Raw genomic sequence first — 4,299 nt, 5'->3', positions numbered from 1 at the left:
CGTGGCCGATGGCGTGGCGCATGTCGGGCGCGCCCATCTGAGCGAGCACCGCGCCGTCCACATAGGCCACCATCGAATGCACGATGGACTGGGGGTGCACCAGCACCTCGACCTGGTCGGGGCGCAGCGCGAACAGGTGCATCGCCTCGATCATCTCCAGCCCCTTGTTGAACATCGAGGCGCTGTCGATCGAGATCTTGGCCCCCATGTCCCAGTTGGGATGGGCGACGGCCTCCTCGGGGGTGGCAAGCGCGATGCGCTCGGCCGGCCAGTCGCGGAACGGGCCGCCCGAGGCGGTCAGCAGGATCTTCTCGACCGCCGCGCGGTTGGGACGGTCGAGCACCTGGAAGATGGCGTTGTGCTCGCTGTCCACGGGCAGCAGCTCGGCCCCGGCGCGGGCGGCCTCCTCCATGAACAGCTCCCCCGCCGAGACCAGGCACTCCTTGTTGGCCAGCGCCAGCGTCCGCCCCTGGCGCAGGGCCGCAAGCGTGGGGGCGAGGCCGGCCGAGCCGACGATCGCGGCCATGGTCCAGTCGGCGGGACGGGCGGCGGCCTCGATCACCGCGCGCTCGCCCGCGGCGGCCTCGATCCCCGAACCGGCGAGCGCGGCCTTGAGGTCCTCGTAGCGGGAGGGGTCGGCGGTCACCGCCACCTCGGCGCGGAACTCGCGCGCGGCTTCGGCGAGCCCGGCGATGTTGTCGCGCCCGGTCAGGGCCACGACCTGCGCGGCCTCGGGCCCCGCATGGCGCAGGATGTCGAGCGTCGAGCGCCCGATCGAGCCGGTGGCGCCCAGCACGCTGACCCGCCGCCCCGGCGGCGGCGCGGCGCAGGGCGAGGAGGCCGGGGCGTTCACCATATGAACACGGACTTGCCGCGCAGGAAGGTGATCACGGCCGCGACCAGGACCGCGGCCATCAGCCCGTCCATCCGGTCCAGCACGCCGCCGTGGCCGGGAATGAGGTTCGAGCTGTCCTTGACCCCCGCGCGGCGCTTCAGCGCGCTCTCGGCCAGGTCGCCGCCCTGGCTGACCGCGGCCATCACGCCCGAGACGACGGCGACCTCGTGGATCAGGGTGCCGGTGGTGGCCGAGGAGAAGATCGCGCCCACCGCGGTCGCCGCGGCCATGCCCCCGCCCAGGCCCGCCCAGGTCTTGGAGGGGCTGACCCGCGGCCACAGCTTGGGCCCGCCGATGATCCGCCCGGCGAAATAGGCGCCGATGTCGGTGGCCACCACCACCAGGATCACCCACAGCACCGCCTCCCAGCCATAGAGGGGATCGTCGCGCAGCCCCACCATCGCCGCGCAGGCCACCGCGACGTAGCCGCCGCCGATCAGGGTGGCGGCGCGGGTCCAGCCGCGCTCGGCGCGCGTGAGGATCAGGGCGGCGATCAGGCAGGCCGCGGTGACCGCGAGGCCCGAGCGGAAGAAGGCGCCCTGGGTGGCGAGGCTCGCCGCCACGCCGGCGCCCGCGATCGCCCAGCCCGCGCCGTCGAAGCGGCCGGCGAGCATGCGCCGCAGCTCCCAGCCCATGGCGCCGGCGCAGGCGGCGGCGAAGATCGCCGCCACCCAGCCGCCGAGGCCAAGCGCCAGCGCGGCCAGCGCGGCCATCGCCACGCCGGCCAGCGTTCTTGCGCGAAGATCGGCGAAGCTCCGCGCCTTGGGGGCGCCGGGGGTCATGCGGGTCAGCCGACCGCTCCGAACCGACGTTGCCGGGCGCCGAACGAGGCCAGGGCCTCGCCGAAGCGCTCGACCGAGAAGTCGGGCCAGAAGTCGTCCACGAAGGCGAACTCGGAATAGGCGGTCTGCCAGGGCAGGAAGTTGGAGGTGCGCATCTCTCCCGAGGTGCGGATCACCAGGTCCGGGTCAGGGAAGCCGCAGGTGTCGAGCCGCGCGGCGAGCGCGTCGGCGTCCACGTCGGCGGGGTCCAGCCGGCCGGCCGCCACGTCCTGGGCCAGGCGCCGGGCGGCGCCGGCGATCTCGTCGCGCCCGCCGTAGTTGATGGCGATGGTCAGGTTGAGGCTCTCGTTGCAGGCGGTGTCGGCCTCGAGCCGGGCCATCGCGGCGGCGAGATCCGGCGCCAGGCGCCCGCGCTCGCCGATGAAGCGCACGCGGGCGCCGCGCCGCTTCAGCTCGCGCCCCTCGCGGCGGATGTAGATGGCGAACAACTCCATCAGCCCGGTGACTTCCTCGGCCGAGCGCTTCCAGTTCTCGGTCGAGAAGGCGTAGAGGGTCAGCCACTCGACCCCCAGATCCGGCGCCGCCTCGACGATGCGGCGCACGGTTTCGGCGCCCCGACGGTGGCCGGCCAGACGCGGCAGGCCGCGGGCCTTGGCCCAGCGGCCGTTGCCGTCCATGATGATCGCCACATGGCGCGCACGGTCCCCGCGGTCCGCGGCCGGCGCGGCTGCGGCGCCCGGGCTCTGCGTGTTGACCTCTTCCGCGGCCTGCGCCGCCGACAGGGGCGAGGAATTGAACATTGGCTGCTCCCGAAGGTGCGGTGCGCTCCGCACCCTGTCTTTGTATCCGGCCGTCCGTTACGTCCGCGTGACTCGCCCGGCCGTCGGGCGGATTGAAGGCCGGGGCGGGGCCGGCCGGCGGCGCGGGCCGCTCAGACCTGCATGATCTCTTCCTGCTTGTGCTCCAGCGTCGCGTCGATCTTCTTGATCGCGGCGTCGGTCAGGCTCTGGATCTCGTCGGAGTAGACCTTGGCGTCGTCCTCGCTCAGCCCGTCCTTCTGGGCCTTCTTGACCATGTCCATGCCGTCGCGGCGCACGTTGCGCACGGCGACCTTGGCGGCCTCGGAGTACTGGCCGGCGAGCTTGGCGAGCTCGCGCCGCCGCTCCTCGTTCAGCTCGGGGATCGGCAGGCGGATCAGGGTGCCGTCGACCACCGGGTTCAGGCCCAGGCCTGACGCGCGGATCGCCTTGTCGACCTTGCCGACCATGGCCTTGTCCCAGATCGCGAGCGTCAGCATCCGCGGCTCGGGCACGTTGATGGTGCCGACCTGGTTGATCGGCGTGTCCACGCCATAGGCGTCGACCGTCACCGGATCCAGCATCGAGGCCGTCGCGCGACCGGTGCGCAGCGAGGCGTAATCCTGCTTCAGCGAGGCGAGCGCCCCGTCCATCCGGCGCTCGAGGTCCTCGACGTCGATCTCGATCTCATCGCTCATGAGGTTGTCTCCTCGGGGCGCGAGGTTCCTGTCCCCGCGTCATGACTGCTCGACAATGGTGAATTTTCCGCGACCGCTCAAGACCTCCGCGAAGCCGCCCGACTGGTGCAGCGAGAAGATGATCAGCGGCAGGTTGTTGTCGCGCGCGAGCGCGATCGCCGAGGCGTCCATGACCTTGAGGTTCTTGATCAGCACCTCGTCGTAGCTGATCCGGTCGTAGCGCTTGGCGTCGGGGGTGGTCTTGGGGTCGGCGGTGTAGACCCCGTCGACCTGGGTGCCCTTCATGATCGCGCCGCAGTTCATCTCCATCGCGCGAAGGGTCGCGGCGGTGTCGGTGGTGAAATACGGGTTGCCGGTGCCGGCCGCGAAGATCACCACGCGGCCCTTCTCGAGATGCCGGATGGCGCGGCGGCGAATGTAGGGCTCGCAGATCTGGTCCATGGGGATGGCCGAGACCACCCGGGTCTGCACACCGAGCTCCTCGAGCGCGGACTGCATCCCCAGCGCGTTCATCACGGTCGCGAGCATGCCCATGTAGTCGGCCGAGGCCCGCTCCATCCCCTGCGCCGAGCCCTGGAGCCCGCGGAAGATGTTGCCGCCCCCGATGACGAGGCAGAGTTCGACGCCGATGTCGTGCACGCGCTTCACCTCGGAGGCGATGCGCGCCACGGTGGGCGGATGCAGGCCGAAGCTGGTGTCGCCCATCAGGGCTTCGCCCGATATCTTGAGGAGCACGCGCGGATAGAGAAGCGGGGCGGGCGTCGGGGCGGCCTCGGTCATGCGCGGGAGTCTCCTGTCGGCGGGCGGCTGCAATCTGTCGGAAGGGGGGCCCCGGCGCAAGCGCCGCGGGTGCGGCGCGACGCCTCCGAGGGAGCCGCCGGCTCCGGAGGCGCCGCGTCGGGCGTGGCGAGCGGGGCTGGCGTCAGGCGCGCGGCGCGCGGCGGGCGGGGCGCGGGTGGCGGCCTCGCGAGGCGGGGCTCGCTCGGCGGCCGCGCTGCGCGCGGGCGCCCCGGCGGGGCGCAGGGGGCGCTTCGGGACTCACCCAAGAACAGAGGCCGCGCCTGTCCTCCGCAGCCGTCCGTCGCTGCCTGATGCCTGAGCGACTCGCCCGCAGGGGTCAAGGACAA

The 4,299-nt window shown here is 72.5% G+C and carries 5 protein-coding genes; all 5 read right to left on the bottom strand.

Annotated elements, in window-relative coordinates; translation table 11 throughout:
- Positions 1-856, bottom strand: an 856-nt coding sequence (dxr, locus tag AAC134_RS23500) for a 1-deoxy-D-xylulose-5-phosphate reductoisomerase (protein WP_339952188.1), incomplete at its 3' end; no start/stop codon positions are given.
- Positions 850-1,677, bottom strand: a complete 828-nt coding sequence (locus AAC134_RS23495) for a phosphatidate cytidylyltransferase (protein WP_339952186.1) — start codon at positions 1,675-1,677, stop codon at positions 850-852. The genes AAC134_RS23495 and dxr, both read right to left, overlap by 7 nt.
- Before the next feature lie 5 nt (positions 1,678-1,682).
- Positions 1,683-2,477, bottom strand: a complete 795-nt coding sequence (gene uppS / locus AAC134_RS23490; RefSeq protein WP_339952184.1) for a polyprenyl diphosphate synthase — start codon at positions 2,475-2,477, stop codon at positions 1,683-1,685.
- A 131-nt stretch (positions 2,478-2,608) separates the two neighbouring features.
- The gene (gene frr, locus AAC134_RS23485; RefSeq protein ID WP_339952182.1) at positions 2,609-3,172 is read right to left on the bottom strand and encodes a ribosome recycling factor; all 564 of its coding nucleotides are present in this window, start codon (positions 3,170-3,172) and stop codon (positions 2,609-2,611) included.
- Between the two features lie 39 nt (positions 3,173-3,211).
- Entirely contained in the window at positions 3,212-3,952 is a 741-nt protein-coding gene (gene pyrH, locus AAC134_RS23480) for a UMP kinase (protein WP_339952180.1), read from the bottom strand.
- Positions 3,953-4,299: the final 347 nt, after the last annotated feature.

Source organism: uncultured Albimonas sp. (assembly GCF_963977235.1).
Lineage (GTDB): Bacteria > Pseudomonadota > Alphaproteobacteria > Rhodobacterales > Rhodobacteraceae > Albimonas.
The sequence above is the reverse complement of the archived record's forward strand: the minus strand, read 5'-3'. Positions and strand labels throughout refer to the sequence as shown.

Coding starts and splice junctions, on each gene's coding strand:
- AAC134_RS23495 (WP_339952186.1), bottom strand. CDS start 1,677: ATGACCCCCGGCGCCCCCAAGGCGCGGAGCTTCGCCGATCTTCGCGCA.
- uppS (WP_339952184.1), bottom strand. CDS start 2,477: ATGTTCAATTCCTCGCCCCTGTCGGCGGCGCAGGCCGCGGAAGAGGTC.
- frr (WP_339952182.1), bottom strand. CDS start 3,172: ATGAGCGATGAGATCGAGATCGACGTCGAGGACCTCGAGCGCCGGATG.
- pyrH (WP_339952180.1), bottom strand. CDS start 3,952: ATGACCGAGGCCGCCCCGACGCCCGCCCCGCTTCTCTATCCGCGCGTG.